The sequence below is a fragment of the Bartonella vinsonii subsp. berkhoffii ATCC 51672 genome (genome assembly GCF_902825225.1).
Lineage (GTDB): Bacteria > Pseudomonadota > Alphaproteobacteria > Rhizobiales > Rhizobiaceae > Bartonella > Bartonella berkhoffii.
The window spans coordinates 37,858-62,715 of sequence record NZ_CADEAK010000008.1 but is presented as its reverse complement, the minus strand read 5'-3'; the positions used below and the strand labels follow the sequence as shown (position 1 = coordinate 62,715).

At 38.2% G+C, this 24,858-nt stretch carries 21 protein-coding genes; all 21 read right to left on the bottom strand.

Going from position 1 to position 24,858, the window contains the following annotated elements; translation table 11 throughout:
* Positions 1-96: 96 nt before the first annotated feature.
* The 21 genes from mfd to J7R10_RS05340 all read right to left on the bottom strand — a co-directional run bounded on the left by mfd (position 97) and on the right by J7R10_RS05340 (position 24,657).
* Complete coding sequence (gene mfd / locus J7R10_RS05440; protein ID WP_010705252.1) at positions 97-3,597, bottom strand: transcription-repair coupling factor; 3,501 nt, start codon at positions 3,595-3,597, stop codon at positions 97-99.
* A gap of 5 nt (positions 3,598-3,602) precedes the next feature.
* Entirely contained in the window at positions 3,603-3,893 is a 291-nt protein-coding gene (locus J7R10_RS05435; RefSeq protein ID WP_010705251.1) for an FAD assembly factor SdhE, read from the bottom strand.
* A gap of 75 nt (positions 3,894-3,968) precedes the next feature.
* Positions 3,969-4,649, bottom strand: a complete 681-nt coding sequence (locus J7R10_RS05430) for an ABC transporter ATP-binding protein (protein ID WP_010705250.1) — start codon at positions 4,647-4,649, stop codon at positions 3,969-3,971.
* Complete coding sequence (locus J7R10_RS05425) at positions 4,649-5,917, bottom strand: lipoprotein-releasing ABC transporter permease subunit (protein WP_010705249.1); 1,269 nt, start codon at positions 5,915-5,917, stop codon at positions 4,649-4,651. The genes J7R10_RS05430 and J7R10_RS05425 overlap by 1 nt, the downstream gene beginning before the upstream one ends.
* A gap of 8 nt (positions 5,918-5,925) precedes the next feature.
* Positions 5,926-7,254, bottom strand: coding sequence for a proline--tRNA ligase (gene proS, locus J7R10_RS05420; RefSeq protein WP_010705248.1), 1,329 nt, complete (start codon positions 7,252-7,254; stop codon positions 5,926-5,928).
* A gap of 224 nt (positions 7,255-7,478) precedes the next feature.
* Positions 7,479-9,155, bottom strand: a complete 1,677-nt coding sequence (locus J7R10_RS05415; protein ID WP_010705247.1) for a ribonuclease J — start codon at positions 9,153-9,155, stop codon at positions 7,479-7,481.
* A gap of 58 nt (positions 9,156-9,213) precedes the next feature.
* Positions 9,214-10,020 (bottom strand): biotin--[acetyl-CoA-carboxylase] ligase, encoded by an 807-nt coding sequence (locus J7R10_RS05410; protein ID WP_010705246.1) that lies wholly within the window; start codon positions 10,018-10,020, stop codon positions 9,214-9,216.
* Complete coding sequence (nuoN, locus tag J7R10_RS05405; protein ID WP_010705245.1) at positions 10,020-11,474, bottom strand: NADH-quinone oxidoreductase subunit NuoN; 1,455 nt, start codon at positions 11,472-11,474, stop codon at positions 10,020-10,022. The genes J7R10_RS05410 and nuoN overlap by 1 nt, the downstream gene beginning before the upstream one ends.
* Before the next feature lie 17 nt (positions 11,475-11,491).
* Positions 11,492-12,961, bottom strand: coding sequence for an NADH-quinone oxidoreductase subunit M (locus tag J7R10_RS05400; RefSeq protein WP_010705244.1), 1,470 nt, complete (start codon positions 12,959-12,961; stop codon positions 11,492-11,494).
* A complete protein-coding gene (nuoL, locus tag J7R10_RS05395) occupies positions 12,961-14,925 on the bottom strand; it encodes an NADH-quinone oxidoreductase subunit L (protein WP_010705243.1) in 1,965 nt (654 codons plus the stop codon). The genes J7R10_RS05400 and nuoL overlap by 1 nt, the downstream gene beginning before the upstream one ends.
* 6 nt (positions 14,926-14,931) lie before the next feature.
* Positions 14,932-15,240 carry an NADH-quinone oxidoreductase subunit NuoK gene (gene nuoK / locus J7R10_RS05390; RefSeq protein ID WP_004860043.1) on the bottom strand — a complete coding sequence of 103 codons (309 nt, stop codon included), beginning with the start codon at positions 15,238-15,240 and terminating at the stop codon, positions 14,932-14,934.
* A 9-nt stretch (positions 15,241-15,249) separates the two neighbouring features.
* Positions 15,250-15,870, bottom strand: a complete 621-nt coding sequence (locus J7R10_RS05385; RefSeq protein WP_010705242.1) for an NADH-quinone oxidoreductase subunit J — start codon at positions 15,868-15,870, stop codon at positions 15,250-15,252.
* 95 nt (positions 15,871-15,965) lie between these two features.
* Complete coding sequence (gene nuoI, locus J7R10_RS05380; protein ID WP_010705241.1) at positions 15,966-16,457, bottom strand: NADH-quinone oxidoreductase subunit NuoI; 492 nt, start codon at positions 16,455-16,457, stop codon at positions 15,966-15,968.
* 15 nt (positions 16,458-16,472) lie between these two features.
* Complete coding sequence (gene nuoH, locus J7R10_RS05375; protein WP_026501330.1) at positions 16,473-17,519, bottom strand: NADH-quinone oxidoreductase subunit NuoH; 1,047 nt, start codon at positions 17,517-17,519, stop codon at positions 16,473-16,475.
* Positions 17,520-17,541: 22 nt separating this feature from the next.
* Positions 17,542-19,611, bottom strand: coding sequence for an NADH-quinone oxidoreductase subunit NuoG (gene nuoG, locus J7R10_RS05370; protein ID WP_026501329.1), 2,070 nt, complete (start codon positions 19,609-19,611; stop codon positions 17,542-17,544).
* A gap of 65 nt (positions 19,612-19,676) precedes the next feature.
* On the bottom strand, positions 19,677-20,984 hold the full coding sequence (gene nuoF / locus J7R10_RS05365; RefSeq protein ID WP_010705238.1) for an NADH-quinone oxidoreductase subunit NuoF: 1,308 nt from the start codon (positions 20,982-20,984) through the stop codon (positions 19,677-19,679).
* A gap of 144 nt (positions 20,985-21,128) precedes the next feature.
* Positions 21,129-21,788 (bottom strand): NADH-quinone oxidoreductase subunit NuoE, encoded by a 660-nt coding sequence (nuoE, locus tag J7R10_RS05360; protein WP_010705237.1) that lies wholly within the window; start codon positions 21,786-21,788, stop codon positions 21,129-21,131.
* Positions 21,788-22,978 carry an NADH-quinone oxidoreductase subunit D gene (locus tag J7R10_RS05355; protein WP_010705236.1) on the bottom strand — a complete coding sequence of 397 codons (1,191 nt, stop codon included), beginning with the start codon at positions 22,976-22,978 and terminating at the stop codon, positions 21,788-21,790. The genes nuoE and J7R10_RS05355 overlap by 1 nt, the downstream gene beginning before the upstream one ends.
* A 116-nt stretch (positions 22,979-23,094) precedes the next feature.
* Positions 23,095-23,703, bottom strand: a complete 609-nt coding sequence (locus J7R10_RS05350) for an NADH-quinone oxidoreductase subunit C (RefSeq protein WP_192813167.1) — start codon at positions 23,701-23,703, stop codon at positions 23,095-23,097.
* Between the two features lie 16 nt (positions 23,704-23,719).
* The gene (locus J7R10_RS05345; RefSeq protein ID WP_010705234.1) at positions 23,720-24,301 is read right to left on the bottom strand and encodes a NuoB/complex I 20 kDa subunit family protein; all 582 of its coding nucleotides are present in this window, start codon (positions 24,299-24,301) and stop codon (positions 23,720-23,722) included.
* Positions 24,292-24,657, bottom strand: coding sequence for an NADH-quinone oxidoreductase subunit A (locus J7R10_RS05340; RefSeq protein ID WP_004863741.1), 366 nt, complete (start codon positions 24,655-24,657; stop codon positions 24,292-24,294). Before J7R10_RS05340 ends, J7R10_RS05345 begins: the two co-directional genes overlap by 10 nt.
* Positions 24,658-24,858: the final 201 nt, after the last annotated feature.

Below are 24,858 nucleotides of genomic sequence, written 5' to 3'. Positions count from 1 at the left end.
ACTAAAACTTTCGTTTTATAAAAACTCAACACTCAAATATTCCTATGAATATGCTTTAATAAAATGATTTATCGCTTTTAATTATAAAGATAAAATCTAAAAGCAATGTTTCTCTATCATTTCTACAAGCTGTGTCATAATAGTTGCTGCTCCAATAAGTCTCACATCCACTGTAGCCCAATCACGAACCAGAACAATACTCTGATCTGGTCGAATTTTTGCCATCGCGCCTTGTTTTCCAATCCACTGAACAAGAGCAACACTATTTGCAAAATAATTATTGCGAAATTGTATCACCACACCTTTTGGTCCAGCATCTAGTTTTTCTACATGGGCTTTTCGACACAATGTTTTGATATAAAAGACTTTAAGAAGATGTTGAACTTCAAGGGGCAAAGGACCAAAACGATCGATTAACTCAGCTGCAAACTCATCAATTTGTTCTAAATTATCCAATTCCGTCAAACGACGATAAAGTCCCATACGCAGTGACAAATCTGGTACAAAATTTTCTGGTATCATAACAGTTGTACCAAGTGAAATTTGAGGAGACCATTGTTTATCTTCACTTTGTTCTCTATCTTTTAACTCAGTAACAGCTTCTTCAAGCATTTTTTGATACAACTCAAATCCAACTTCTTTAATATGCCCCGATTGTTCTTCTCCTAAAAAATTGCCTGAACCGCGAATATCCATGTCATGACTTGCCAATTGAAAACCAGCTCCCAGCATATCAAGAGACTGTAAAACCTTAAGACGACGATCAGCCGCAGCAGTTAAAACTTTACCAGAAGGAAATGTAAAAAGTGCATAAGCGCGTTGTTTGGAACGCCCTACCCTCCCTCGTAATTGGTAGAGAGCGGCAAGACCAAACATCTCAGCGCGATGTACGATTAATGTATTGGCTGTTGGAATATCAAGACCTGATTCAATAATGGTTGTTGATAGCAGAACATCATATTGTCCATCATAAAATGCATTCATAATGTCATCAAGCTGGCCAGCAGGCATTTGTCCATGAGCAACGACAAATTTGAGTTCGGGAACATGGGTTTTGAGATATTCTTCTACAAAGCCAAGATCAGAAGTACGAGGACAAACATAAAAACTTTGTCCACCACGATAATATTCTCGAAGCAATGTTTCGCGTATAACGAGTGAATCAAAGGGAGTAATAAAAGTACGTACCGCCATCCTATCAATGGGGGGAGTCGTTATCAATGAAAGTTCACGTACCCCCGATAGAGCTAACCCTAAAGTTCGTGGTATAGGAGTTGCGGAAAGCGTAAGGACATGAATATCACTTTTAAGCTCTTTTAAACGCTCTTTGTGCTTTACGCCAAAATGCTGCTCCTCATCAATGATAAGAAGCCCTAGCCGTAAAAAATTAACTGCACCGCTTAATAAGGCGTGTGTTCCAATTACAATATCGATTGTACCATCTGAAATACCCTTTTTGACTTGTGCAAGTTCTTTAGCTTTTACCAGTCTTGAAGCATGACCAATTTTAATGGGTAAACCTTGAAAACGTGAAATAAAAGTTTTGTAATGCTGTCGTGAAAGCAGAGTTGTTGGTACAACAACAGCAACCTGATATCCATTCAAAGCTGCAACAAAAGCACTTCGAATAGCAACCTCTGTTTTTCCAAAACCAACATCACCACAAATCAAGCGATCCATTGGTTTTCCTGAAGCTAAATCGTCTAGAACAGCATCAATCGCATCCATCTGATCTTCTGTTTCTTCATAAGGAAAACATGCAACAAACTCATCAAATGGTCCTATTGGTGGAACCAAAACAGGCGCCGAACGCATAGCGCGCTCTGCAGCTATACGAATCAACTGACCAGCCATTTCTAATAAATGTTTTTTAAGTCGTGTTTTTCGTGCTTGCCAAGCAACTCCCCCTAATTTGTCTAATATTACATCTGTTCCATCCGATCCATAACGTGAAAGAAGTTCGATATTTTCAACAGGTAAAAAGAGTCGATCACCGCCAGCATATTTAATTTCAAGACAGTCTCGTAAAATTCCAGTTGTCGTGATGGTTTTAAGACCCACAAATTGTCCAATACCATGGTCAATATGCACAACCATATCACCAGAATTTAAAGTCGCAATTTCAGCAATAAAATTTGTATTCTGTTTACGCCGTTTTGGTGATCTTATTAATCGATCACCGAGAATATCTTGTTCTGTTATGATAGCAAAATCTTCGGTTTCAAAACCATGTTCTATCATTATTACAGCTGCTAGTATAAAATCAGGCGGTGTTGCGCTAACAGTTTGTAATGATTTTACAACATCTATTTTTTTCAATCCATGTTCTTCAAGAACTTGCACTAAACGATTGAGAGATCCCTCACTCCAGCAAGCTAAAAGCACCCTCTTACCAGCAGTGCGCAATGAAGCAATATGATGAACAACACTTGAAAAAACATTTTTCTCTTGCGCATTACGTTCCTTTACAAAATCATACCCCAATTTAACATTTGCATGAATAACAGTTTGTTCAAAAGTTTGTGGAATATTAAAAGGCGTAAAATCAACACGCTGGCCAGATTGTTGTGCACATTTTAAAACACGCTCTGGTGTTAAATAGAGAAGATGAGGCTCTATCGGATGATAAGAAGTAGAAGCTTCTTTATCATTTTCACGTTCTTTGCGTGCATTATAATAATCTTCAATAAGACGATAACGCTCAGTGAGCACTTCTTCTATGAGATGTTCAAAAACAATAGGTAAATCGCCACAATGATCAAAAAAGGTGTCAAGATTTTCATAAAAAAATGGTAACCAATGTTCCATACCAGCAAAGCGCCGCCCTTGAGAAAGAGCTTCATAAAGCATGTTGTTTTTTTGTGAGACACCAAATGTACGGATATAATTGCTTTTAAAGCGGTTTATGCACTCAGGGGTGAGAACAACTTCACTCATGGCGTGTAGCAAAAACTCAGTTTTTTTATTTGTTGTTCTTTGTGTTTCTGAATCAAATACACGTATGGTTTCTAGGGTATCGCCAAAAAAATCAAGCCGCAAAGGCTCAACATTAACGGGAGAAAAAATATCAAGAATTCCTCCTCTTACAGCAAATTCACCAACATCTCGAATAACTGTAACACGCTCAAAACCATTGCATTCGAGAGATTGAATTAAATGCCCCATATTCATAGATTGTCCAACACGTGCGTGAATTATCTGACTCTCAATCATTTCACGTGGAGGTAATTTTTGCATAATCGCATTTGCTGTTGTTAATATAATTGCAGGACGTGGATTCTGACGCAAATTCGCTATATGTGTTAACGTTGATAATCGATGTGCTGTGATAGAAATTCCCGGTGATACACGATCATAGGGTAAACAATCCCATGCCGGAAATTGAAGTACAGACAGATTTGGCTCAATAAAATTTAAAACTTGCTGTAAATGAGCAATTTTTGTTCCGTCACGGACAACATAGATAAGTGGTTTATTTTGTGCAATTTCTGAACGCAATTTAACAAGCGCAAAAGCTTCAAATCCATCAGTAATTCCATCAAAGATCATAGGAGTAGAAATATGTTTGGGAATAACAATTTTTTTAAATATTGGCATTGGGATCAATTTAATTTTATGTAAACATGATAATTTACAATGTCACGAAAAAGCGGACTGTCTATCTCAGAGGGAGGTAAAATCTCTCCTGTAATCCACGTCAATAAATCGCGATCATCAAAAGACATAATATACTCAAGTTCAGAAACCATTTTATCAGTCATCTCAGCAATATGGGTATCCACATAGTGTCCAAAAATGAGATCCATTTCACGAATACCGCGGTGCCATGCACGAAAAACCAACCGGCGACGACGCACGTCCAGTGGATTTTTGTCAACGACAAAAACTGTCATAAAAGTCTCCTTGAATTAAGTAAACAGTGATATAGATGGAGTTTTCAATTTGTGGAATAAATTTTGTACCTTAACTTAAAGAAGTTCAATAATCTTTTTGTCTTTAAGCGTAATTCGGCGATGCATTTGTTTTGCCAAAGCGTAATTATGTGTTGCAATAAGAGCAGAAAGACCAGATTGACGAACAAGCACTGATAAAGCTTGGAAGACATAAGCTGAAGTTACAGGATCAAGATTTCCTGTAGGCTCATCAGCCAAAAGAACCGAAGGACCATTTGCTACTGCACGTGCAATAGCAACACGTTGTTGTTCCCCACCGGAGAGTTCCGATGGACGATGATTTGCGCGATGAGAAATACGTAGATATGTTAACAATTTAAGTGCACGATCTTCTGCTACAGATTTTTTAAATCCTGCTATCATTTGCGGTATCATAACATTTTCTAAAGCCGTAAATTCTGGAAGCAAGTGATGAAATTGATAGACAAAACCGATATCATGTCGTCTTATAGCTGTTCGCTCACTATCAGAGCGCTTTGCACAAGAAATTCCTCGTAATCTCACATCACCAGCCGTTGGTTTTTCCAATAATCCAGCAATATGAAGAAGTGTTGATTTTCCAGCACCAGATGGTGCAACAAGAGCTACAAGTTCTCCACGATTAAGGATAAAATTTGCTTTATCTAAAATAATAAGCGGTTTTTGACTCTCAAAAAAATGTTGTTCAATCTCTACAAGCTCTAAAATAGCTGTCATTATTCATACCTTAAAGCTTTTACAGGATCTAGCTTAGCAGCGCGCCATGCTGGAATGAGTGCAGCGAGAAATGATAAAAATAAAGCCATAACAGCAACTAAGACTGTCTGCCTCCAATCAATTTGTGCAGGCAGTTTTGTTAAAAAGTAAAGTTGAGGATTAAAAACATCGACATTAAATAACCAAGAGACAAAATCTTGAATATGATTGATATTCGCGCTGGCTATGACACCCAAAATTAAGCCCAACATTGTTCCAATAAACCCAATCATCATACCAGTGACAATAAAGATACGCATAACCCCACTTTTTTGTGCACCCATCGTGCGTAAAATTGCAATATCATGGCTTTTATCTTTTACAAGTATAATCAATCCTGAAATAATATTTAAAGCAGCGACGAGAACAATAAGAGAAAGAATGAAAAACATAACATTCCGTTCAATCTGCAAGGCAGAAAAAAAAGCCTGATTGCGCTCGCGCCAATCAATTAAATAGATTTGTTGATTAACGGCTTTCTCTATAATTGGTTTTATTTGATCAACAGAATCAGGATTATTGAGAAACAATTCTAAAGATTGAACCTTATCTCCTAAATTAAAAAACATTTGTGCTTCATGAAGAGGCATAAAAACAAATATTGAATCATATTCAGACATACCAACTTCAAAAATAGCGCTTACTTTATAGGACTTAACACGTGGTGTAACTCCAAAAGGAGTGGCATCACCATCTGGAGTAATAATACGAAGATAACGCCCAACGGTAAGCCCTAGTTTTGTTGCCAAACCACTTCCAATTGCAACACCTTCTTCTTTATCAAATTGAGCAAGCGAACCTAACTTAATATTTTGAGATACTGTTTTAAGTTTTTCTAAATCTTGTTTACGCATTCCACGAACTAACGCACCAGATCCTCCTTCAAGTTCACCTTGAACAAGCGCTTGCCCCTCAACAACAGGCAAAGAAAATTTTACACCATTCACAGATTCTAGAGAAGAAATAAGAGTTTTATAATCAGAAAAACCAGAATGAACTGCTTGAACTATAAGGTGCCCATTCATACCGAGAATACGATTGAGAAGTTCTGTCCGGAAACCATTCATCACTGCCATAACGACAACGAGAGCAAAAACTCCTAACATAATTCCAATGAGAGAAATGATTGAAATAACAGAGGCAACGACGTGTTTTTTATTGGGAATCATATAACGAAAAGCAATCATCCACTCATAAGACGAAAACCATTTGCTGCTCAACCTCTTCATAACATTGCCTATAAACTGACAGAAAATTGTTTGAGTATATCTTCAACCGTTAGAGATTTTTTAACACCCGTTTTTCGATCTTTCATTTCAACTTCATTCTTTGCGATGCTTTTAGGTCCAACAATAATTTGTGTTGGCAAACCAATTAAATCCATCGTTGCAAATTTCGATCCAGGACGTTCATTTCTGTCATCTAATAATGAATCAAAACCAGCACGTGTTAATCCCTGATAGAGAGTCTCACATGCATGCGTACAATTTTTATCCTCTGGTTTCATATTGATAATACCAAAATCGAATGGTGCCATAGACTTTGGCCAAATAATACCATTTTCATCATGAGAAGCTTCAATAACAGCCGCAACAAGACGCGAAGGTCCAATGCCATAAGACCCCATAGAGACAACATGCTCTTTTCCATCTTGTCCCATAACTTTTGCTCCCATTGGAGCGGAATATTTAGTGCCAAAGTGGAAAATATGCCCTACTTCAATACCACGTGCGGAAAGACGGTTCTTTTCAGGAACTTTAGCCCACTCTTCTTCATTATGCATTTCCTCTGTTGCTGCATAAAAAGATGTCCACTGTTTAACAATATCAGTTAAAACAGCTTTATCATTAAAGTCGATTGAACTGTGTGGAACTGAAAGTTCAAGAAATTGTTTATCACAGAATATCGCACTCTCCCCTGTTTCCGCCAAAATAATAAATTCATGACTGAGTTCACCACCAATCGGACCTGTATCAGCACGCATGGGAATTGCTCTTAAGCCAAGACGAGAAAAAGTACGTAAATAAGCAATAAACATACGATTATAAGATGTTTGAGAACCTTCATAATCAAGATCAAAAGAATAAGCATCTTTCATTAAAAACTCTCGTGAACGCATCACCCCAAAACGAGGACGGATTTCATCACGAAATTTCCATTGAATATGGTATAAATTGAGCGGAAGATCTTTGTAAGAACGAATATAGGAACGGAAAATATCTGTTACCATTTCTTCATTTGTCGGACCATAAAGTAAATCACGCTTTTGACGATCTTTAATGCGGAGCATTTCCAAACCATAATCATCATAACGACCACTTTCACGCCAAAGATCTGCAGATTGAATTGTAGGCATTAATATTTCTATAGCACCAGCACGTTCTTGCTCTTCTCGAATAATTTTACAAACTTTATCAAGGACTTTTTTACCTAAAGGCAGCCAAGAATAAATTCCCGATGTTTGTTGACGAATCATACCTGCACGCAACATAAATCGATGAGAAACAATCTCTGCTTCCTTAGGATTCTCTTTTAAAAGTGGAAGAAAATATTGAGAAAGACGCATTGAAATAATTAACTCCTAATCAGTCCCATCACATTGAAACAATTTAAATAGTGTATATGCTCATCTATAGCTCTATTCCGAATGCTTGCAACCATAACAATCATATTATTGAAAAATTTATGTATTCCATTCCCTGTTAAGTTTATTTTTTGCAATAAAATAATCGTATCATTCTTTTCTCTCTTTCTTTCATTAAAAAGAAAATAACATAATATTAAAATGCTTTATTTTGACCGATGTAAAAAAACTGTACAGACAGGCTTTTTTTGCCAAACCTCATGAACGGCTGCTCTCACTGCACGCCGTGTTGCTTCTCGAATAAGTTCATTATTTTTTCGTTTAATAAGTGGAATACTATAAACCGTGTTTTCTATAATATCTAATAGAATAGCTTTCAAATTCTCCCCTTTTCCATTACTTTCAGGGAGCCCAAATGTGGTTAAACCTATATCATCAAGCAATTCATGTTTGCTATTCATATGGAGAGAAACAGCAACATAACCAGCGTAACTTAATTTGCGACGTTCACGAATTCCTAATTCGTCCTCATTCCCAATAAGACAACCATCTTTATAGATGCGACCAACAGGAGCTTGATCAATGACTGCCACTGGCTCTGGTGTAAGACGTAACACATTACCATTTCTAATTTCAGAAACAATTTTAATACCTGCTTGACGCGCTAAAGTTGCCTGAGCGGTGAGGTGTATTGCCTCTCCATGTACAGGAACAAGTATCTGTGGCTTTAGCCAATCATACATTTGTAAAAGCTCTGAACGACGGGGATGACCTGAAACATGAACGAGAGCGTGCTCATTCGTAATAACTTTAATTCCCATATCGATAAAACGATTTTGTATCTCAATAATAGCTTTTTCATTTCCTGGTATACTACGAGACGAATAAACAACAGTATCACCAGCAGAAAGTGCCATATTTCTCATTTCATTGCGTGATAGCTTTGCTAAGGCAGCACATGATTCTCCTTGGCTACCTGTCACAATTAAAACAATATCTTTTCGTGAAATATATCCATAATCATCTTCTGTAACAAAAGGAGCTAAATCATTCATATAACCGAGCTCTTGCGCAACCAGAATACTCCGCTTTAACGAGCGTCCAACAATAAGAACTTTGCGCCCAACAGATTCGGCAGCAAGAGCGATTGAATGTATCCGACCAATATTAGATGAAAAAGTTGCTATTGCAACGCGCCCCTCAGCTTTCAAAAAAATTTCAGAAAGACTCGTCTGAACTTGCTGCTCTGATGGTGTGATACCATCCCGACACGCATTCGTGGAATCACAAAGCAATGCTAACACACCTTTATTGCCTAAAATGCGAAACCGTTTTTCATCCGTTATAGCTCCAAGCGAAGGCGTATGATCAATTTTCCAATCACCAGTGTGAATCACGGTACCTAAGGATGTTGTAAGAGCTAAGGATACAGCTTCTGGAATTGAATGGTTAACGGCAATAGCTTCGATAGCAAAAGCTCCCACCTGAAAACAATCACCAGATTGAAAAATATTGAGTGGAATTTTATAAGATTCAAAATCTGATTGCTTTTTGCTTTCCAATAAGCCTGCTGTAAAAGAAGTACAGTAAAGTGGAACTTTAAGCTTTGGCCATAGATCAAGAACAGCCCCATAATGATCTTCGTGAGCATGTGTCAAAATAAGACCACGCACATTATGTTTTTCACTTTCCAAAAAGCGAATATCAGGTAAGATAAGATCTGTTCCTGGTAATTCAGGACCAGCAAAACTTACTCCCATATCAACAATGAGCCATTCACGAGAATTTTGTGGTCCAAATCCATAAGCAGCCAAATTCATCCCTATCTCACCTACCCCTCCCAAAGGCAAAAAAACCAATTCATTCTCATTGGCTACAACCATAAACATCTCCTAAATCATTAAGATAATCTGATGGTGAAATAAAATTTTCATAAATTAATTAACGACCTGCATGAGCAGAAACAGCTAAACCAAAATGAACATCCCCAGCCGTTATAATGGCTTGCTGACCATTTTTTTGTTTTATGATACAGTTAAAATCACTATCAAGACCATCAAAAATACCCTCAATGATTTTTTCATCATTGACTATTTTAGCATGCTGTCCAAGATGAGCAGAATAGAAAAGCCATTTTTCGCGGATGAAATCACATCCTCTTGGTTGTTTCCAAAGAAGATAATTTTTAGCAAAACACTCCGTCAGAACTGTAAATAACTGCTCTGTTTCAACAAACAAACCAATATTATTCAAACTGGAAGTAGGATACGGCGCATCCTCATAATGATATTTTACATTTATTCCAATACCAATAACCAATGCATACTGTTGTGAAGGCAATTTAAAAATCTCGAGCAAAACTCCAGAACTTTTAGCTCCTCCTAACAAAATATCATTTGGCCATTTTACGCTAACGATATTGTTCGTTTGTTCTTCACCTTTTACAAATTGTTTTATTGCTTCTACCACACTTATTCCAGCAACAAAACCAAATTGAGCAGCTGTTTGATGAACAATATCATCAATTAACAAAAGACTAGAATAAAGGTTCCCTTTTGGACTAGACCATGTCCTTCCTCTTCTTGCTCTTCCCTGTGATTGTTTTTGTGCAACAACCCAGAGCTTCCCCTGATGACCAGCTTGTGCTTTTTGTTGGGCAATAAGATTTGTTGAATCAACACTTTCGTATGATTCAACAGTGTATCCTTGTTTTTGTGCAAAATCTGATAAAATATAAACCATATTCATTAAAACAATGCGACCGCTATTTTTTCTGCTAACTCAGCGAACCAAACTCCAAAAAGCGTATAAAATAAAATGAATAATGCAGAAAGACCGAGACAAAGTTGAAGCTCATTCGGTAAAGTAATAAAATGCGCTTTTGCTTCATCAAACCATATAATTTTAATGATTCGCAAATAGTAAAAAGCTCCCACAACAGAGGCTATCATCCCAACGACAGCAAGGGGAGTAAGTCCAGCATGAACAGCAGCAGAAAATGTATACCACTTTCCAAAAAAACCGGCCATGGGTGGAATACTAGCCAAAGAAAAAAGTTGTATAGTCATCACAACAGCCATAAATGGATGCGTTTTTACTAACCCTGAGAGATCATAAATATTTTCGACATTTCCACCACTAGAGCGCATACCAAGAATAAAAGCAAACGAGCCAAGTGTCATGCCAAGATAAATAGTCATGTAAAGAATAACACTTTTTATCCCAAGCATATCTCCAGCAGCTAAACCCACAAGCGCATACCCCATATGACCGATTGATGAATAAGCCATTAAACGTTTAATATTATTCTGGCCAATTGCCGCGAATGCACCAAGTATCATTGATGCAATGGCCATGAATACCAAAATTTGCTGCCATGCAGGCATAGAACCGTCAGAATTACTGAGCGGTATAAAAGTCATAACAATAACACGAATAATTAATGCCATCGCAGCAACTTTAGGAGCACCAGAAAAAAATGCTGTAATCGGTGTTGGTGCTCCTTCATAAACATCAGGTGTCCACATATGAAAGGGAACTGCAGAAATTTTGAAAGCCAAACCGGCTAAAATAAAAACAATTCCAAAAATAATTCCCAATTGTAAATTTTTACCTTTTAAAGCAAGAGCAATTTCGTGAAAACCAATTTGACCCGTAAAACCATAAAGCAAAGAAATGCCATAGAGCAATAATCCTGAAGATAATGCCCCTAAAACAAAGTATTTTATACCTGCTTCAGAAGATTTTACGTTATCACGATTGATTGCAGCTAAAACATATAAAGCTAAAGATTGTAATTCTAACCCCATATAAAGCGATAACATATTACCCGCTGAAATCATCAGCATCATGCCAAGAGTTGCCAAAAGAACAAGAACAGGAAATTCAAATATATCGAACTTTTGTGAACTGGTAAAACTAACAGACATAATAAGAGCAAAAAGCGCTCCAATAAGCGTTAAGATTTTCATATAACGACCAAAAGAATCGATAATGAGCGCATTAGTTTGAAATAAGCCACTTTTGGGAAAAACGGTAATAATCACAATGGTTGCAATAAGGAGAGCAATGGTCAAACCCGTTACTGTTAAAGAGGAACGTGCATTAGAATAAACACCAATCAAAAGTAAGACTACTGCTCCTAATGCTATTAAAATTTCTGGAAGAATTAATACCAATTGAGCTATGATTTCAGTTTGCATGAGCATTCTTCCCTTATCTAGTGCAATTTATTGATGAGGGCTTCTACGGAAAACGCCGTTGCTTTAAATATAGGCGTTGGATAGATACCAAAAAATATTGTAAGAACAACCATCGGATAAAGAATAATTTTTTCTCTTACAGAAAGATCCATAAGAACCTTTAAATTCTCTTTATCTAAGGAACCAAAAACTACACGCCGATAAAGGTAGAGTGCATAGGCAGCTGATAAAATAACGCCAGTTGTAGCAAAAACAACAATCAATTTATTGACTTGAAAAACGCCTATTAAGGTTAAAAATTCACCAAAAAATCCTGAACTCCCCGGTAAGCCAACATTTGCCATAGTGAAAATTAAGAAAACAACAGCATATTTAGGCATGTTATTCACTAAACCGCCAAAAGCGGAAATTTCGCGTGTATGTAGACGGTCGTAGATAACTCCAACACAAAGAAATAAAGCTGCTGAAACAATTCCATGCGAGAGCATCTGATAAATAGCACCTTGAATACCCTGCTCATTGGCCGCAAAAATGCCCATCGTTACATATCCCATATGTGCTATTGAGGAATAGGCAATCAGTTTTTTTATGTCATTTTGAACAAGAGCAACCAATGATGTATAAATAATAGCGATAAGCGATAATATGAAAACCAGCAGAGCAAGATCAGCTGAGGCAATAGGAAACATCGGTAAAGAAAAACGAAGAAAACCATATCCACCTAATTTGAGCAAGACACCGGCTAAAATAACCGAACCAGCTGTGGGCGCTTCTACGTGAGCATCAGGGAGCCATGTATGGACCGGCCACATTGGCATTTTGACCGCAAAAGAAGCAAAAAAGGCAAGCCACAACCATATCTGCATATGTGCAGGAAACTGATAAGTTAATAAAGTTGGTATATCAAGTGTTCCAGCTTTCCAATACATAGCCATAAGGGCAACCAGCATAAGTACTGAACCAAGTAAAGTGTAAAGGAAAAACTTTATACTTGCGTAAACACGACGTGCCCCCCCCCAAACACCTATAATAATAAACATTGGAATAAGGCTGCCTTCAAAAAAAATATAAAACAACATTGCATCAAGAGCGCAAAAAACCCCAATAATTGCAACTTCAAGAAGAAGAAAAGCAATCATATAGGCTTTTAATCTATCTTTAACATTCTCCCAACTTGCTAAAATACAGAATGGCAAAAGAAATGCTGAGAGAACGACAAAAAGGATAGAGATACCATCAACTCCCATATGATAGCTAATACCTCCTCCTAACCAATTGGATTTCTCAATCATCTGAAAACGAGCGTCTTTACAATCAAAACCTGCCCAAATAATTAAGGAAATAATAAAAACAAACACAGTCGTAAAAAATGCTACATTGCGTATATTATGTCGCGCTGCCTCGCTATCGTCTTTGATAAAAAAAATCAGAAGTACACCAACAAGCGGCAAAAATGTAACCGTAGAAAGAATAGGCCAATCGGTCATCAGTTTACGCCCCCGATCATCATCCATGTGATCAGCAATGCAATACCTATAAGCATCGCAAATGCATAGTGATAAAGATAGCCTGTCTGCATCCGAACAACTCTATCTGTAATATCAACAACACGTGCTGCAATACCATTCGGACCTAGACCATCAATAATCTTACCGTCTCCCACTTTCCAAAGAAAGAAACTCACTTTGAAAGCAGAACGAACAAATAGAAAGTGATATAATTGATCAAAATACCATTTTTGGTAAAGAAAATTATACACTCTCGGCATAACTCCAGCTAATTTTTTAGGAAGAGAAGGAAAAGAAATATAGAATAAATAGGCTACTATAAATCCAAGAATCATCGCTATAAATGGCGACCATTTTACCAAATTGGACACAGTATGAACCTCATGAAGAATGTGATTATGGTCGCTTGTAAACAATGCACCTTTCCAAAAAGCATCATATAGGTCACCCAAAAAATAAGGTTGAAAAACGACACCAGCAAATATTGCTCCAATGGATAAAATAAAGAGTGGAATCAACATAACGGGGGGCGATTCATGAACATGGTGCATCACATCAACCGTCGCTCGTGGTTTACCGTGAAATGTCATAAATATAAGCCGCCATGAATAAAAACTTGTCAATAAGGCAGCAAAAACAAGAAGATAGAAAGCATATCCTGAAGCAATATTATGTGATGCAAAAACGGACTCGATAATTGCATCCTTGGAGAAAAAACCAGCAGTTCCGAAAAGTGTTCCTGGAATTCCAACACCTGTCAATGCAATGGTTCCTATCATCATCATCCAATAAGTTCCCTTTATATGCTTGCGTAAGCCGCCCATTCTTCGCATATCTTGTTCATCAGATATGGCATGAATTACAGAGCCCGCACCAAGAAATAATAAAGCTTTAAAAAAAGCATGCGTAAAAAGATGAAAAACAGCTGCTCCATAAGCTCCAACACCTAATGCAACAAACATATAACCAAGTTGTGAACATGTAGAATATGCAATAACACGCTTAATATCATTCTGCACCAACCCTACAGTTGCTGCAAAAAACGCAGTGGTAGCTCCAACAATAATAATCACTGTCAAAGCAATAGAAGAAAGTTCAAAAATAGGTGACATACGCGCAACCATAAAGACGCCAGCCGTTACCATTGTTGCTGCATGAATAAGCGCAGATACAGGAGTTGGCCCCTCCATAGCATCAGGAAGCCATGTATGTAAAAGAAATTGTGCGGATTTTCCCATCGCACCAATAAACAATAAAAGACACGTAACAGTAATGGCCGTTTGTCCATTAATCTGCCAACCTAAAAATGTTATATTTTGTATAAAGCTTTTGTCTGCAGCTTTTGTAAAAATAGAGGCAAAATCAACCGATTGAAACAGAACAAAAATGCTAAAGATTCCTAAGAGAAAACCAAAGTCTCCAACACGATTAACCACAAAAGCTTTCATTGCAGCTTTATTGGCAGAATCTCGCTGAAACCAAAAACCAATGAGCAAATAAGAAGCAAGCCCCACACCTTCCCATCCAAAAAACATCTGTATCAAGTTATTGGATGTGACCAACATAAGCATCATAAATGTAAAGAGAGAAAGATAAGAAAAAAAACGAGATCTTGAAGGATCATGATGCATATAACCAATTGAGTAAATATGCACTAATGCCGAAACACTATTCACAACAACAAGCATGACAGCTGTTAATGTATCAATATGTAAAGCCCAATCAAAAGTTAAACCACCAACAGTTAGCCAATGTAATACCAAGACATCATTTACTGGAACATGACCAAGCGCAACCTTAAAAAAGGCTATCCACGATAATATGGCAACGATCACCATAAAGCTACATGTCACCAACTCATTAACGCGATCTCCTATAGTTTTTCCCCCTAGTGCAGCAATTAAAAAGCCCAAAAGTGGAAGAAAGACAATTGTGTAATACATTATCGGTTAGCCTTTCATTACATTAACATCTTCAACCGCAATAGAACCACGATTACGGAAAAAAACGACAAGAATTGCTAGACCAATTGCAGCTTCAGCAGCTGCTACCGTTAAGATAAATAAAGCAAATATCTGACCAACAAGATCATGAAGAAATGCTGAAAATGCAACAAAATTGAGATTAACTGAAAGCAATATAAGCTCAATGGACATCAAGATAATAATCACATTCTTTCTATTGAGAAAAATGCCAGCAATACCAATCGTAAACATCAAAGCAGAAACAATGAGATAATGTGTAATGTCAATGTGCATAGCCCCCCCTTAAATGCCTTTGCCTGATTCAACTTGTTTGATTTCAATTGCATTTTCTACTGATCGAGAAACTTGCACGGCAATAGATTGTCTCTTAACACCTGACTTATGACGAAGTGTCAAAACAATCGCACCAATCATTGCAACCAATAAAATTATTCCAGCAATTTGAAAATAGAAAACATAATCCGTATAAATAATATCGCCTAATGCCTGTGTATTTGTTCGCTGCACTAAATCTGGCATTGGTTGCGTAATATGTGTTCTAAGAACTGGAGAAAAACGACCACTCACAAAAACAACAATCAATTCCACAGCAACAATGCCCCCAACAAGAGCTCCAATAGGAGCATATCGAAGTGCACCACTTTTTAATTCAGCAAAATCAACATCAAGCATCATAACCACAAACAAAAATAAAACTGCCACAGCACCAACATAAACAACAAGCAGAATAAGCCCCAAAAATTCTGCCCCTGCAAGCAAAAATAAAGCCGCAGCATTAAAAAATGCCAATATTAAAAATAAAACTGAATGCACAGGATTGCGTGCTGTAATAACAATCAGTGCACTTAAAAGCATAATAAAAGCGAATAAATAGAAAAATGCCACCGCTAGATCTGTTAGCACAGGCTTCTCCTCAATTAATCAAAAAATTGGTATAAAACTTCATACCAGATTAAAATTTATCAGAAAATTATCCGACACCTCACTCGAGGATACACTTAACGATAAGGTGCGTCCATCAATATATTTCGAGCAATTTCTCGCTCCCAACGATCTCCATTCATTAAAAGTTTTTCTTTATCATAATAAAGTTCTTCACGTGTTTCTGTTGCAAACTCAAAATTTGGCCCTTCTACAATAGCTTCAACTGGACAAGCTTCTTGACAAAAACCACAATAAATACACTTAACCATATCTATATCATAACGGACAGTTCTCCGTGTACCATCATTGTGCCGCGGCCCTGCTTCAATTGTAATAGCTTGTGCAGGACAAATCGCTTCACATAATTTACAGGCAATACAGCGCTCTTCACCATTTGGATAACGACGTAGCGCATGTTCACCACGGAAACGTTGAGAAACAAAACCTTTCTCATAAGGATAATTAATCGTAGGCTTTGGTGCAAAAAATTGACGCATTGCTAAGAAAAAAGCGCTCACAAATTCCAAGAGAAGAAGTGACTTTGCTGCCTGAATAAGACCTGACATCAGTAAAACCTCCTCTTAAACAAAACCAGTATACTTTAAAAAAGCAGCGGTTATCACAACCATTGCTAATGAAAGTGGAAGAAAAACTTTCCAACCAAGCCGCATAAGCTGATCGTAACGATAACGTGGAACAAATGCTTTAACCATAGCAAACCCAAAAAATACAAAGCAAACTTTTAAAACAAACCAAATGACTCCAGGAACCCAATTAAGCCACAAAACATCCAAGGGAGGTAACCAACCACCTAAAAACAAAATAGTTGTCAAAGCGCACATTAAAACAATAGCAACATACTCACCAAGGAAAAAAAGCATGTAAGGTGTTGAAGAGTATTCAACCATGTGACCAGCAACAAGTTCAGATTCTGCTTCCACTAAGTCAAAGGGTGGACGATTTGTCTCTGCAAGTGCAGAAATAAAAAATATAATAAACATTGGAAAAAGAACGAGCCAATTCCAATCAAGAAAACTGCTAAAAGGAAGACCAAGAGTCGTTCCAAATCCGTGACTTTGTTTCTGTACAATTGTTGTAAGATCCAATGAACCACTTACTAAAATGACAGTTACAAGCACAAAGCCAATAGAAACTTCATAAGAGACCATCTGTGCTGCTGAACGAAGAGCTCCTAAAAAAGGATATTTCGAATTTGATGCCCACCCTCCCATAATAACGCCATAAACTTCCAAAGAAGAAATAGCCAAAATATAAAGCAAACCAACATTAATCTTTGCGACTTCCCAGCCTTCATTAACGGGAATAACAGCCCAAGTTGATAAAGCAAGCGTAGCGGAAATAAAAGGCGCTAACAGAAAAACACCCTTATTAGCACCAGCAGGGATAATAGGCTCCTTAACAACAAATTTAATTAAATCTGCAAAAGATTGTAACAATCCCCACGGACCAACAACATTTGGACCACGCCGCAATTGTACTGCTGCCCAAATTTTTCTATCTGCGTAAAGAAGATAAGCAACCAAGAGAAGAAGAACAACTAAAAGCAGGAGGGTTTTTCCAACTATAATGAGTAATGGCAATAGCCAAGTCATAAAGAAATCATACATCATTATACCTTTTCCTCTGCCCTTACTCTACAGCTTGTGTAGCACGGTCTTTTGCAAGACATGAACATTCCGCCATAATTGCAGAAGCACGTGCTATTGGATTTGTCAAATAAAAGTCTTTAACCATAGAAGTAAATGTTCGCATCTCTAGAGCAACCATTTGCGTACTAAGATCTTTAAGATTATCTATACAGGAAGGTATTATATCATCAATGGCACAAAGATGTGGATAATCCTTAAACAAGCGCTGTCTTAATTGAAAAAGCGAATCAAAAGGAAGCTTACGCCCTAAAACATCCGATAAAGCACGTAAAATAGCCCAATCTTCTTTTGCTTCACCTGGGGCAAATCCTGCCCGATTTGTCATTTGAACACGTCCTTCTGTATTCACATAAAGTCCTGATTTTTCAGTGTAAGCTGATGCAGGCAAAATAACATCAGCAGCATGCGCACCATAATCACCATGGCTACCAATATAAATTGTAAAAGCTTTTGTATTGGCTAATTTTACTTCATCAGCACCAAGCAAAAATAAAACCTCACAGGTTTTAATGATATTTGCAACCCCAAGTTTAGAAGTAAAACCTATGTCCAATCCTCCAACAGCCGAAGCTGCATTGTGAAGAACACCAAAGCCATTCCATTCCTCACTAAGAGCTCCAACACTATAAGCTAATTTTGCAAGGCTTTTTAAAACAGATAAGCCTTCTTCACCTGAAACAGCACCCTCACCGATAAGAATAAGTGGCCTCTTGGCTTCTTTTAACACATTTAAAAAGGCATCCTCTCCACGAATAAGTGCACTCAATGCATCCGTACCAGCTCCAAGATATGAATACGAATAGCGTAAATCGACCTTCTCTCCAATGAGAGCGATAGGAAAGCGTCCCATTCGTTGGCGTTTTAGAATACGTGCATTCAAAACAGCTGCTTCATAGCGCGGATTAGAGCCCACGATAAGCAACGCATCAGCTTGCTCAATACCTGCAATTGTCGGATTGAAAATATAACTTGAACGTCCCAATTCAGGAGATAAAGCCATGCCTCTTTGACGGAAATCAAATAATTTTGAATCCAATGAAAGCAGCAATGTTTTAAGTGCATACATTTCCTCAACAGAAGCAAGATCTCCAGCAATCGCTCCAATTTTTTCTGGTAAGGTTTTAGAAATCACCATTTTAATTTTTGCAAAAGCTTCCGTCCAACTTACAGGTTGGAGCTTTCCGTCTTTGCGTACATATGGCTTATCAAGCCGTTGCGTGCGTAATCCATCCCAAATAAAACGCGTCTTATCAGAAATCCACTCCTCATTTACCTCTTCGTTTGTACGCGGCATAATCCGCATAACTTCACGACCGCGGCTATCAATGCGAATAGCACTACCAAGCGCATCCATCACATCAATCGACTCCGTCTTAACCAATTCCCATGGACGGGCATGAAATGCATAAGGTTTTGAAGTTAAAGCCCCTACCGGACAAAGATCAATAACATTTCCCTGCAATTCAGATGTCATTGCTTTTTCAAGATATGTTGTAATTTCAGCATCTTCACCACGACCAATCAAACCAAGTTCAGAAATACCTGCAACTTCCGTCGTAAAACGAACACACCGCGTGCAATGGATGCATCGTGTCATAACAGTTTTTACAAGTGGCCCAATATATTTATCTTCGACAGCTCGCTTATTTTCTGTATACCGAGAACAGTCCCGTCCATAGAGCATTGCTTGATCTTGAAGATCGCATTCTCCTCCTTGATCACAGACAGGACAATCTAAAGGATGGTTGATGAGGAGAAACTCCATGACACTTTCACGTGCTTTTTTAACCATCTTTGTATTGGTAAAAATTTCTGGCACTTCGCCATTAGGCCCTATTCGTAAATCACGAACCCCCATAGCACAAGAAGCCTGAGGTTTCGGAGCTGCTCCCTTGACCTCAACCAAGCACATGCGACAATTTCCAGCAATTGATAAAGATTCATGAAAACAAAAACGCGGCACCTCAGCACCAGCCGCTTCTGCTGCCTGAAGCAACGTATAGTAATCAGGGACTTCAATCTCTTTACCATCAACCTTAATATTTATCATCATTCATCCAGCCTGCGGATAATCCACTTAAAACTTGCATTCCGTTGCTCTTAAAACAAAATCCTCTATCCAACTGCTTCCAAAGCAATATTTTTTCTTTGAACGACATTTCGCGTATACTCATCAATTCTACGCTCGATTTCTGGACGAAAATTACGTATCAACCCTTGTATAGGCCATGCCGCGGCATCACCAAGTGCGCAAATAGTATGCCCTTCAACCTGTTTAGACACTTCAAACAAAAGATCAATCTCGCGTTTTTGTGCTCGCCCCTCAACCATGCGTCCTAAAAGGCGCATCATCCATCCCGTTCCTTCACGACACGGTGTACACTGACCACAACTTTCATGTTTAAAAAAAGCTGCTATACGCCAAATTGCCTTGATAATATCCGTTGATTTATCCATCACGATCATACCACCAGTGCCAAAAGAAGATCCGACATCTCGCATCCCATCAAAATCCATGATTGCATCAACCATATCCTCACCACTAACGACTGGGCAAGAAGCTCCCCCTGGAATAACTGCTAAAAGATTATTCCATCCGCCACGAATACCACCTGCATGTTTTTCAATTAACTCACGAAAAGAAACACCAAGAGCGTCTTCAAATGTACAAGGGGCATTTACATGTCCAGAAACCATAAATAATTTTGTTCCAACATTATTGGTACGCCCAATCGATGAAAACCACGAAGCGCCTCGACGCAAAATCGTTGGAACAACGGCTATAGATTCGACATTGTTTACTGTCGTTGGACAGCCATAAATCCCCATATTTGCAGGGAATGGCGGTTTAAGCCGAGGTTGCCCCTTTTTTCCTTCAAGACTTTCAAGAAGAGCTGTTTCTTCTCCACAAATATAAGCACCAGCACCATGATGAAGAATAATATCGCAAGCATGTCCATATTTTGTTTTTTTGCCAAGTAAACTCGCATCGTAACACTCATCAACAGCCGCTTGAAGGGCTTCACGCTCACGAATATATTCACCACGAATATAGATAAAAGCAACATTCGCCCCCATGGCAAAAGTTGCAAATACACATCCTTCAATTAAAGTATGAGGATCATGCCGTAAGATATCGCGATCTTTACATGTCCCTGGTTCTGATTCATCTGCATTCACAACCAAATAATGGGGACGACCATCACTTTGCTTTGGCATAAAAGACCACTTCATCCCTGTAGGAAAACCGGCACCTCCACGTCCACGCAAACCTGATGCCTTTATCTCTTCAATGATCCAGTCACGTCCTTTTTCGATAATCGCTTTGGTACCATCCCAATGCCCACGTGATATTGCAGCTTTTAATGATCTCTCTTTTAAACCATAAATATTGGTGAAAATGCGATCCTTATCAGCCAGCATTCCCCCCCTCTTTTCTATTGTCCGTAGCATTCTTAGTTTTTCCTCAAATGCAATTTTTAAACATCTTTTCAATTAATTTTTAGTCAAATACTGCCACAATGGATGGAATAATAAAATACCTTTTCCAGAAAAACACTATGCCCCTCATTCCCCTTTACCCTTTTTCTTTAACGATTTAAGTGACTTCTTTTCTTCTTGTTCAATGAGAGAAGTTAAACCACTAACCGGCTCCGATGATTTGCGACTATTTTGCGGACCAACTGCTATCTCAGAACCTTTACCTGCTTCAAATGCATCAATAATTTCTTCAAGACGTTCAGCTGTAAGATCTTCATAAGTATCTTTAAAAATCATAATCATGGGAGCATTCACACAGGCTCCAAGACATTCCACCTCTTCCCATGATAAGGTTCCATCCTTATTAGTCACAAAAGGTTCGTGATGAATTTTTTTCTGACAAACTTTGATTAATTCACCAGATCCACGTAACATACAAGGAGTCGTACCACAAACCTGAATATGTGCCTTCGTTCCAACTGGACGAAGCTGAAACTGAGTATAAAAGGTTGCAACCTCTAGAACACGAATATAAGCCATGGAAAGAAGCTGTGCGATATGCTCAATCGCAGCGCGTGTTACCCAACCATCTTGCTCTTGAGCACGCATTAATAATGGAATTACAGCAGACTGCTCACGCCCTACAGGATATTTTTCTATAGTATTTTTTACCCATATCTGATTTTCCTTTGTAAAAGAAAACTCTGCGGGTTGGTAAATATTATCTGCAAGACGGCGCACAGACATTAGCGATCAACCTCCCCAAAAACAATATCAATCGAACCCAAAATAGCTGTAGCATCCGCCAACATATGACCTCGAGTTAAAAAATCCATAGCTTGAAGATGCGCAAAACCAGGAGCACGCAACTTAACACGATAAGGCTTATTGGTACCATCGGAAACAAGATAAACCCCAAACTCACCTTTCGGAGCTTCCACAGCAACATATACTTCCCCAGGAGGCGTATGAAAACCCTCCGTATAAAGCTTAAAATGGTGAATAAGTGCTTCCATTGAACTTTTCATTTCACTCCGCTTTGGAGGAACGATTTTGCAATCTAAACTCGAAACTGGACCGCTTTTTTCAGTACTTAGCAAACGATCCACACATTGGCGCATAATTTTCGCTGATTGACGCATCTCTTCCATACGAATCAGGTAACGGTCGTAACAATCGCTATTCTTACCTACAGGAATATCAAATTCCATTTCATCATAACATTCATAAGGTTGGCTTTTACGCAAATCCCACGGCACACCAGCTCCACGAATCATGACACCAGAAAAACCACGAGCCCAAGCTTCATCAATATTTACTACGCCAATATCCACATTACGCTGCTTAAAAATCCGATTTGGTGTTACAAGCGCATCAAGTTTACCAAGAGCAATAAGAAAGGGATCAATAAAATTACCAATATCCTCAATTAAAGATTCCGGTAAATCCTGATGCACACCACCAGGACGAAAGTAATTTGCGTGAAGACGTGCTCCACACGCACGCTCATAAAAAATCATCAATCTTTCACGTTGTTCAAATCCCCAAAGCGGTGGTGTCAAAGCACCAACATCCATTGCTTGTGTTGTTACATTAAGCAAATGATTAAGAATACGTCCAATTTCAGAGAACAAAACACGTATTAACTGACCTCGTTTGGGAACCTCAACACCCAATAATTTTTCAACAGCAAGCACAAAAGCATGCTCCTGATTCATAGGAGCAACATAATCCAGACGGTCTAAGTAAGGGCCAGCTTGAAGATACGTTTTTGTTTCCATTAATTTTTCGGTACCGCGATGTAATAATCCAATATGTGGATCCACACGCTCAACAACTTCACCGTCCAATTCGAGAACCATGCGCAAAACCCCATGCGCTGCAGGATGCTGCGGTCCAAAATTGATATTAAAGTTCCGAACATTAACTTCAGCCACATTCAACCCCTTGCTTTATCTAAAAAACTTCATATTAAATATCAATAAAACCTTTTATAACAGGCAAAATATTTAATTATTTTAAACTCTAAGTTCTAGTTTTATTCGCTCGAATATTATTTTGGGACATCTATTTTTTCATCACATGGCAAAACATATTGTCCTCCCTCCCAAGGAGAAAGGAAATCAAAATTGCGCATTTCTTGCCGCAAAACAACAGGCTCATAAACCACCCTTTTTACTTCATTATCATAACGACATTCAACAAATCCTGTCACAGGAAAATCTTTACGTAAAGGGTGTCCTTCAAATCCATAATCGGTTAAAATCCGCCTTAAATCTGGATGCCCTGAAAATAAAATTCCATACATATCGTATGCCTCCCGCTCATACCACTCTGCTCCAGGATAAACCGCGCAAGCAGAAGCAACAGGCGTGTTTTCATCGGTATGCACCTTAACACGTAAGCGTAAATTCTCACGAGGGGATAAGAGTTGGTAAGAAACATCAAAACGTTTATCGCGAGATGGATAATCAACACCACTAATGTCTGTAAGATTAATAAATTGACAACGAGAATCATCACGAACAAACATTAATACGTCCGTAATTGCAGAGAGCCGTGATATTATAGTCAGTTCACCAAATGCAAGAATGGTTTCTTCAAGTTTATCTCCTAATTTGTTTTTCAAATAGGCAGCAAGTTCAACCAATGATTCATTCACCATGACAATAAAGCCCCTATCGTTCTATAGATCCAGAACGACGAATTTTTTTCTGTAACAATAATATACCGTACAGCAATGCCTCTGCCGTAGGAGGACATCCTGGAACATAAATATCCACAGGCACAATACGATCGCAGCCACGAACAACTGAATAAGAATAATGATAATATCCACCACCATTAGCACACGATCCCATAGAAATCACATAACGTGGTTCCGGCATTTGATCGTACACTTTTCTTAAAGCAGGTGCCATCTTATTTGTGAGAGTACCTGCTACCACCATCACATCTGACTGACGAGGTGAAGCGCGTGGTGCATATCCAAAACGCTCGTTGTCATAGTGAGGCATTGAACATTGCATCATTTCAATAGCACAACAAGCCAAACCAAAACTCATCCACATTAAAGAGCCGGTACGCGCCCAAGTAATCAAAGCATCCGTCGAAGTAACTAAAAAACCTTTATCCGATAATTCAGCATGTATATCACGAAAGAAACTATCGTCAGAACCTATCAATTCGCCTGTATTCGGATCAATAATTCCTTTTGGTTTTGGAGCAATCATTGTTGAATTGTTAGACATTAATCCCATTCAAGAGCTCCTTTTTTCCATTCATATATAAACCCGATGGTCAAAAGTGTTAAAAACACAATCATCGACCAAAAACCAAACATACCGATCGAGTTAAATGAAACTGCCCAAGGAAACAGGAAAGCAACTTCAAGATCAAAAATAATAAACAAAATCGACACTAAATAAAAACGAATATCGAATTTCATACGTGCATCATCAAATGAATTAAACCCACATTCATAAGCCGATAATTTTTCAGGATCGGGAGAACGATAAGCCACGATATAAGGCATAATCAAAAGAACCCCAGCAATAACTGCCGAAACAGTGATAAAGATTAACACCGGCAAATAAGAGCCCAATAAATGAGTCATAATCCTCTTCCATCTTAATGAAATGACCGGATTAAAGCAATCATTCCATATTATTAAATCAAACAGGTAAATTATCTCTGTTCATTGCCGCTCGTACTGCTTCAAGGACATATTGAGCGTGCTTTTCTTATCGGCATAGGTAACGCAGAGAAAAGCAAGACGCAAGCCCTATTCTCATAAACCACGTAAAAAGAAAGAAAA

What these genes read in the sequence shown, in the direction of transcription:
- mfd (WP_010705252.1), bottom strand. Translation starts at nt 3,597, where the DNA reads ATGCCAATATTTAAAAAAATTGTTATTCCCAAACATATTTCTACTCCT.
- J7R10_RS05435 (WP_010705251.1), bottom strand. Translation starts at nt 3,893, where the DNA reads ATGACAGTTTTTGTCGTTGACAAAAATCCACTGGACGTGCGTCGTCGC.
- J7R10_RS05430 (WP_010705250.1), bottom strand. Translation starts at nt 4,649, where the DNA reads ATGACAGCTATTTTAGAGCTTGTAGAGATTGAACAACATTTTTTTGAG.
- J7R10_RS05425 (WP_010705249.1), bottom strand. Translation starts at nt 5,917, where the DNA reads ATGAAGAGGTTGAGCAGCAAATGGTTTTCGTCTTATGAGTGGATGATT.
- proS (WP_010705248.1), bottom strand. Translation starts at nt 7,254, where the DNA reads ATGCGTCTTTCTCAATATTTTCTTCCACTTTTAAAAGAGAATCCTAAG.
- J7R10_RS05415 (WP_010705247.1), bottom strand. Translation starts at nt 9,155, where the DNA reads ATGGTTGTAGCCAATGAGAATGAATTGGTTTTTTTGCCTTTGGGAGGG.
- J7R10_RS05410 (WP_010705246.1), bottom strand. Translation starts at nt 10,020, where the DNA reads ATGAATATGGTTTATATTTTATCAGATTTTGCACAAAAACAAGGATAC.
- nuoN (WP_010705245.1), bottom strand. Translation starts at nt 11,474, where the DNA reads ATGCAAACTGAAATCATAGCTCAATTGGTATTAATTCTTCCAGAAATT.
- J7R10_RS05400 (WP_010705244.1), bottom strand. Translation starts at nt 12,961, where the DNA reads ATGACCGATTGGCCTATTCTTTCTACGGTTACATTTTTGCCGCTTGTT.
- nuoL (WP_010705243.1), bottom strand. Translation starts at nt 14,925, where the DNA reads ATGTATTACACAATTGTCTTTCTTCCACTTTTGGGCTTTTTAATTGCT.
- nuoK (WP_004860043.1), bottom strand. Translation starts at nt 15,240, where the DNA reads ATGCACATTGACATTACACATTATCTCATTGTTTCTGCTTTGATGTTT.
- nuoI (WP_010705241.1), bottom strand. Translation starts at nt 16,457, where the DNA reads ATGTCAGGTCTTATTCAGGCAGCAAAGTCACTTCTTCTCTTGGAATTT.
- nuoH (WP_026501330.1), bottom strand. Translation starts at nt 17,519, where the DNA reads ATGTATGATTTCTTTATGACTTGGCTATTGCCATTACTCATTATAGTT.
- nuoG (WP_026501329.1), bottom strand. Translation starts at nt 19,611, where the DNA reads ATGATAAATATTAAGGTTGATGGTAAAGAGATTGAAGTCCCTGATTAC.
- nuoF (WP_010705238.1), bottom strand. Translation starts at nt 20,984, where the DNA reads ATGCTGGCTGATAAGGATCGCATTTTCACCAATATTTATGGTTTAAAA.
- nuoE (WP_010705237.1), bottom strand. Translation starts at nt 21,788, where the DNA reads ATGTCTGTGCGCCGTCTTGCAGATAATATTTACCAACCCGCAGAGTTT.
- J7R10_RS05345 (WP_010705234.1), bottom strand. Translation starts at nt 24,301, where the DNA reads ATGGGATTAATGTCTAACAATTCAACAATGATTGCTCCAAAACCAAAA.
- J7R10_RS05340 (WP_004863741.1), bottom strand. Translation starts at nt 24,657, where the DNA reads ATGACTCATTTATTGGGCTCTTATTTGCCGGTGTTAATCTTTATCACT.